General features: G+C 71.8%; 2 protein-coding genes. Both read left to right on the forward strand.

The genetic code is table 11. The features are described from left to right. Positions 1-63 precede the first annotated feature (63 nt). Positions 64-1020, forward strand: coding sequence for an ABC transporter permease (locus tag JX283_RS07575; protein ID WP_204830032.1), 957 nt, complete (start codon positions 64-66; stop codon positions 1018-1020). Between the two features lies 1 nt (position 1021). Continuing rightward, positions 1022-1828 carry an ABC transporter ATP-binding protein gene (locus JX283_RS07580; RefSeq protein ID WP_239652540.1) on the forward strand — a complete coding sequence of 269 codons (807 nt, stop codon included), beginning with the start codon at positions 1022-1024 and terminating at the stop codon, positions 1826-1828. Positions 1829-6552 lie beyond the last annotated feature (4724 nt).

The following is a 6552-nucleotide window of genomic DNA, read 5'->3' on the forward strand; positions in this document are numbered from 1 at the left end:
GGGGAGACGCGGGCGCCCCGTCCCTCCGGCGGGGCGCCCGCGTCTCCCCAGGAGGATCTCCCCATGACCCTGCAGGTTCTCTTCGACGCCCTCATGCTCGGCTTCGAGTACTCGTTGCTCGCCGTGGGCGTCTACGTGACCTTCCGCGTCCTCGACATGGCCGACCTCACGGTCGACGGCTCCTTCGGCCTCGGCATGGCCTGCTCGGCCGTGCTCACCGTGGCCGGGCACCCCTACCTGGGCCTCGCCGTGGGCTGCGCGGCCGGCGCNCTGGCCGGCTGCGTGACCGGCCTCCTCGTCACCAAGGNGCGGANNAACCNGCTGCTCGCCGGCATCATCACCATGACGGGTCTCTACTCCGTGAACATCTACGTGCTCGGCGCGCCCAACGTGAGCCTGCTGTCCACCGTGCGGTGCTTCGACCCCGTCGTCTCCGCCCTCGTCGGCGCCGCCNCCGTGGACGTCGTGAAGATGGGCTTCGTGGTGCTCGTGGTGGCCGTGGCCGTGGCGGCCCTCGCCGGGTTCTTCCGCACCGAGGCCGGCCTCGCCATGCGGGCCGTGGGCGACAACGAGGCCATGAGCCGCGCGAGCTCCATCAACACCAGCGCGTTCAAGGTGGGCGGCCTGGCCCTCGGCAACGCCATGGTGGGCCTCACCGGCGCGCTGCTGGCCCAGTACCAGGGCTTCGCCGACCNCTCCANCGGCACCGGCATGGTCATGGTGGGCCTCGCCTCCGTCATCATCGGCGAGGTCTTCGGCGGCCGCCGGTCGGTCACCCGCGGCCTCANGTGCGCCGTGGCGGGGTCGGTGGCCTACCNCCTCATCATCCAGCTCGCGCTGTCGGTGAACCTCATCGACGCCAACGCGCTCAAGCTCGTCTCGGCTGTCATCGTGGGCGCCNTCATGGCCGTCCCCTCGGTGAGGGCCGCCCTGGGCGAGCGCTCCGTACNNATCAAGGNCANGGGCGCCATGGAGCGGCTGCTCGCCGAGGACGCCCAGGCCCTCAAGGGAGGCGAGTGACATGGCCATGCTCGAGGTCCGTGGCGTCGAGAAGACCTTCAGCCCCGGCACCAACGTCGCCCATCGGGCACTGGACGGGGNGGACCTGTCCATGGGGGCCGGCGAGTTCGCCTGCGTGNTGGGGTCCANCGGCNCCGGCAAGTCCACGCTGTTCAACGTCATCGCCGGCTCGGTGACCCCGGACGCCGGGCTCGTGTCCATCGACGGCAGGAACGTGACGTTCGACCCCGACTACCGCCGCGCCCGCGTGCTGTCCCGCGTGTTCCAGGACCCGCTCATGGGCACCGCCCCCAGCCTCACCGTGGCCGAGAACGTGGCGCTGGCCCTGGGCCGCTCCGAGCGCGGGGGCGCCCTCAGGCCGGCCATGCGCCGCGAGAAGCGCGAGCTCATCGCCGAGCGCCTGCGCGACCTGGGCTTTGGCCTGGAGGACCGCATGGACGTGCCCGTGGGCTCGCTCTCCGGCGGCCAGCGCCAGGCCGTGACGCTGCTCATGGCCACCATCGGCAACCCGTGCCTGCTGCTGCTCGACGAGCATACCGCCGCCCTCGACCCGGCGGCCACCGAGCGCGTGCTCGAGCTCACCGACCGCATCGTGGCCGATCAGAAGGTGGCCACCCTCATGGTCACCCACGACCTCGGCGACGCCCTGGCCCACGGCACCCGCACCCTCGTGATGCACGACGGCCGCATCGTCGCCGACGTCTCGGGGGAGGAGCGCGCCTCCATGGATGTGGCCGACCTCCTCGAGCTCTTCCGCTCCACGGCCGGCACGGACCTCGCCGACGACAAGGTGCTGCTCAAGGCCTGACACGCCCCTGCACCCCTCCCGCACCCGTCGCCCTTCTCCGCACCTGAACGCGTCCGAGGGCGGCCCTCTCGGTACCTGAACGCCTCTGGGGGCGGATTTCGCACGCCTGAACGCATCTGAGGGCGGATTCGGCGCCGATACGGCAACCGGACCCGCCCTCAGCCGCGTTCAGGTGCCGGGCTCCCAGCACGGAATAAAAATGGGGACTCTGCGCTATACTATTTCAGATGAATTTGGATAATGCCCACCGGACTCCCCGTACCGGTGGCCGCAAGCCAAGGTTCTCGGGAAGAGGCACACCATGAGACGCACCTTCAAACGCACCGACCCTCCCTCCGGCACCGCCCTGCCCGCACGGCCGCTCCGCCTGATCGCGACGGCGGCCCTGGCGGTCCTCGTCGCCGTGTCGCCGGTCGCCACCGTCGCGGCCCGCGCCGCCGGACTCGCCGACGTCGTGCCCGTGACGGCCACCCGCGCCAACCAGGAAGACGTCCAGCTCTTCATCAAGGCCGGCGCCGCCACGCCCGTCGACGGGTTGGCCAACACCTACAGCTTCCCCGACCTCAAGGTCACCACCGAGCCCGCCGACGCCAAGTTCCAGAGCATCACGGTGCAGTTCACCACGGGCATCACCGCCGCCGACGAGATCTACTTCAACTCGGCCCACCAGCAGAACAACAACGAGGCGCTGCCTGCGGGCTTCGTCCGCTATAACGGCAACAAGCACGGCAACCGCTCCATCAACTACACGCAGGCCGGCGGCGCCACCGCCGAGCAGTGGCAGGAGTTCCTCTCCCGCTACCTCACCGTCCAGCTGGGGGACAACACCAACACCAAGGGCCTCCGCATCGTGGCCAGCCTGGCGCCGGTGAGCACAACCCGCGACTACAACTCGCTCAACGGCCACTACTACGAGGTGGGTCGCGACAGCACCGGCTGGTCCACCNCCCTCCGCCGTGCCGAGGAGCACACCTATATGGGCATGCAGNGCTACCTGGTGACGGTCACGAGCCAGGCCGAGCAGGACTTCGTCTTCTCGCTGGTGCACACCGACACCTGGATCGGCGGCACCACCGACGACGCCTACACGCGGCGTACGGGCGACTGGGCGCAGAACTACCGCACGGGCAACGCCGGCGTCCCCACCCGATGGGCCGACAGCCGGACGTTCAACGGCGCCGGCGTGGTGAGCGCCTACTACTGGGTCTCGGGACCCGAGGCCGGCCTCAAGNTGGGCGACGCCTCCACGGGGCAGCGCTGGTACCCGGCCACCAACCCCGAGACCGGTGAGCAGATGTTCATGCTCTGGGCCTCCAGCCAGCCCGACCAGTCCGCCGGCAACGAGAAGTACATGCAGCTGGCGGTCGACTTCGGCAACTCCGCGCGCGACGGCCGCTGGAACGACCTGCCCGACAGCACCTACCCGCTGCCCTACATCATCGAGTACGGCGACATGTCGGGCGACAAGGAGGCGGGCGACGGCGAGGGTGGTGCCGACGCCACCGTGGACGTCTACGTGAAGNTCGACATCGTGGTCGACCCCACGGGCCGCACCATCACCACCGAGGCCGACGACGTGACCGTGGGCGACCCCCTCAGGGTCCAGGAGAACGTCAATGGCGACACCGACGTCAAGACGCACCACATGGATGCGAACAACCAGGAGGCCGGCGTCACACCCGCCGCCGTCACCCGCGTCTACCAGGTGCGCGACGCCTCCGCACCCGGCGGCTGGCGCGACCTGCGTCCCGACGAGGCCAACGCCGAGGGTGAGCCCTTCCATGCCGGCACCTACCGCGTGACCTCCTCGGGTGTCTACAGCGTGGACGCCTCCGGGGCCACCATCCAGGACTACGTCCCCGGCACGGCCACCTTCACCATCCGGCCCAAGGCCGTCGACGCCACGGCCCCGGTNNACCCGGACGGCCCCGGCGGCTTCGAGGCCCAGGACNCGGAGACGGGCGAGACAGTCGAGGTGTCCGCCCGCCGCTGGACCAAGGTCTATGACGGCTCGCCCTACCTCGAGGGCGGCCGCGNCTACGTTGCGGACGGCACGGTCCCCGGCGCCTCCGTCTGGCTCGAGTTCGACGCGGCCGAGCTCTCCTCGGCCGACGCCGGCTCCCGCGACCTCGTCCTCCACGGGGCGCGCCTGGCGGGCGCCGACGCCGCCGACTACCGCCTGCCCGGCCTGAGCGACGCCGGCGACCTCACGGTGAGGGGCACCGTGACGCCGCGCCCGCTCACCGTGTCCAGCCGCTGGTTCTCCGACCCCGCCGCGAGCCCTGCGACCTGGGTGCGCGACGTGGCGCTCGTCGACCCCGACGCCCCCGATACCGAGCCTGCCCACACCGACGCTGCCGCCTTCGACGCCGCCTCCGTCACCGGGACCGCCGCCGACGGCGCCGGGCACACCTGGCCCGTGGCGTGGCCCGCCAACATGCTCGCACCGGGCGACACCCTGGAAGACGAGCTCGGCGGCGTCTCCTTCAGCCCCCGCACGTCCGGCGGCCTGGCCCTCAGCCACGCCCGCCCGCAGATTGGCACCTATGAGCTCGCGTTCTCCTTCGACAGGNTCCGGCGCGGCGATGGCGGCACGCTCGTGACCCCGAGCGGCAACTACTCCGTGACCCTCGTGCCCGCGCCTCTGCGGGTGACCGACCGTCGCACCGTGGTGGTCACCGACGGCCACCCCGTCTCCGTCACCGAACCCGTGAAGCCGGCCGACTCGTCCCCTGACCCCGTGACGCCCGAGGATGTCGAGCGCCTCGTGTGGGAGACCTTCGGCCCCGACGGTCCGGCACCCACCGGTGGCATGGNGCCGCCGCTGCCCGACGGCGTCGAGCCCNTGACGGTCATCAAGAAGGGCGGCGTGCCCGTCGAGGAGATCGACCCCACCAAGCCCGGCGAGTACACCGTCGAGGTCACCTACCCCAACCCCGACGGCACCGACTACGTCGCCGAGGTCACCTACGTCGTGACGCCCGACCCCGAGCCGTCCGGCGACCCCGGGGCCTTCACCGTGACCACGCGCCTCGAGGGTGCCACCCAGGGCGCCACCGTCACGCCCACGACCGCCTACGCCCCCGGCGCCGACGGCCGGGTGACCTGGGCGCCGGGCCCCGACTGCTACGTCGCCTCCGTGGAGCTGGACGGCCGGGCCGTCGACCCGGCGTCGACCTCCCTGGACCTCGCGTCCCTCTCGGCCGACCACACGGTGGTGGTCACNCTGGCCAGGAACCCCGTCATCGCGGGCTCGTCCTCTTCGGGCTTCTACACTGTGACCGTCAACACCTACGGGGCGGGTGCCGAGACGAGCCCCTCCCAGGTGCTCGAGCCCGGCGGGGACGGCCTGGTCTTTTGGGCCGCGGCCGAGGGCTACCGCGTCTCCGCCGTCTGGGTGGACGGCGTCCCGCTGGACGAGGCGGCCGTCGCGAGGGGCTCCATGGCCTTCGCGTCCATCTCGGGCAACCATGTGGTGGACGTCTACACCGAGCGCGCCGACGGAGCCCCGTCGCTCCGGGCGGATGACCTGCGTGTGACCACCCGGATCGAGGGNGGCCCCGGCAGCATCACCGGGGGCGCCACGGTGGGTGTCGGCGGCTCCTACCATGTGGCCTGGGAGCCGGTGGTCCAGACGNCGCCCGACGTGGACGCCGCCGACTACGCCGTCTANGAGGTCTCGGGCGTCGCGGTCAACGGCCTCCCCGCCGCCGGCCCCTCCGACCGCGAGATCGGCCTGGACAACATCCGCGAGGACAAGGAGGTCGTGGTCTCCCTGTCGCCGGTGGTCTACCGGGTGTCCGTGCAGTCCTTCGGCCCGGGCACGGCCGCGCCTTCGCGCACCGTGTTCAAGGGACAGGGCTACCGCGACGTCTTCGGCACGCCGGACGCCGGCTCCCGCATCACCTACATCGAGGTGGACGGCACGGTGTACTACGACGAGCGCGACGCCGCCGCAGGGTCGCTCGTGCAGGCCACGCGTTTCGAGGGCGCCGGCGTGTTCCGGCAGGTGCGTGCCATGACGCCGGTCTTCCCCGACCCCTCCCTGGACCCCCGTGAGGCCGGCGCCGCCGGGATGGCCCTCGACTTCTCGGGCATCGCCGAGGACCACGTGGTGAAGGTCTACTTCGCCAAGGAGGGCGAGGACCCCGTGAACCCCGACTCCCTCGCCGCCGACGGCCTCGTCCAGGTGGTCCCCGGCGTGGAGGGCGGTCCCGGCACCGTAGTGGTAGGCGACCCCGAGGACCCGTCGACCCCCGGCAACGGCATCGTCGACCCCACGAGGGACGTGGCCGTGACCTGGGACGTCCCCGATGGCTACGTGCCCGTCAAGGTCGTGGTGGGCGACCGCGAGTTCCCCGTGGACCCCGAGACGGGGTCTGCGATCATCCCGGCCGGCACGCTCCGGGACGGCGACAGGGTCACGTTGGTGGTGGAGAGGCGCGCCCCCGGCGACGACGAGGTGCCGTCCCGTACGGCCCCCGAGCGGGCGCCCGAGCAGCTGCGCGTGGAGACCTCGCTCTCCGGCGGCATGGGATCCATCACGGCGGGCGCGCTGGTGGACCGCCACGGCTCCTACACCGTGGAGTGGGGCGCCGCCGCGGGCTACCGCGTGGCCAAGGTGGTCGTCGACGGCGTGGAGCGCCCCGACCTCCTGGAGGCCGGCCGGTGGACCTTCGAGGACGTGGGCGAGCACCACTCCGTCGAGGTGGTCCTCGAGAAGG

The sequence above is a fragment of the Olsenella sp. CU969 genome (genome assembly GCF_905219715.1).
Classification (GTDB): Bacteria; Actinomycetota; Coriobacteriia; order Coriobacteriales; family Atopobiaceae; genus Granulimonas; species Granulimonas faecalis.